At 25.8% G+C, this 753-nt stretch carries 1 protein-coding gene; it reads left to right on the plus strand.

The genetic code is table 11. From position 1 onward, the window contains the following. Nucleotides 1-180: hypothetical protein (locus B6S12_RS11305; protein WP_220083655.1), on the plus strand; the 180-nt coding region annotated here is incomplete at its 5' end. Nucleotides 181-753 lie beyond the last annotated feature (573 nt).

Consider the following 753-nt stretch of genomic DNA (forward strand, 5'->3'; position numbering starts at 1 on the left):
CCTCTAATAGAGTCTTTTATAAGAAATAGAATGTATAAAAGAGTTTTTAATTTAAAAGAAAGAGAATGTTTAGTATTGATTAATGTGTTAAAGAGTTTATTAGAAAGTTTAGATTTAAGAGTAGAGTTATTTGTTTTTATTAAAGAGATAAATATTAAAAGATTGTATGGTGGTTTATAGAGATATAAGGATGTTATTATAAGAGTTATATTAGTAAGTTGTGAAAGTTTAATAAATTTGCTTAAGCTTCTTGATTGTTTTTTAGATTGCTTTGTTGTTTTACTCCTTGTTATGACATTCCATTCTATCATTACAAGGATTTTAAAAATCTGTGGCAGTATAGAAAAATACTTAAAATTATTGGTTACTCTTTTATAGATTGCTTCTCTACACCTACAATAACAAGAAATACCTTTAAGGATAAATCTAAGATTATTTTGAGTTCTACGAACTCTTACAATGAAGATAGAATATAATAGATTATCACAATAATTGTATTCAATAGAGGATATTAGATTACTATAATATTTGTATTGCTTTGTGATGGTTTTAGAAGATAATAGATAGCTATAATAATTACATTGTTTTGCAATGATAAAAAAGAAATAATAGATTGCTTTAGTTTTAAAGAGCTTTGTGATGATAGAGAAATACTCTCTAAAGTATCTAAAGTAACAAAGAAGAGTTAATAAAGAGCTAGAATGCCCCCCCCCCCCGCACTAATAGTGGAGAGATAGAAAGGGTTTTAGAAAT

The sequence above is a fragment of the Helicobacter valdiviensis genome (assembly GCF_003245365.1).
Lineage (GTDB): Bacteria > Campylobacterota > Campylobacteria > Campylobacterales > Helicobacteraceae > Helicobacter_D > Helicobacter_D valdiviensis.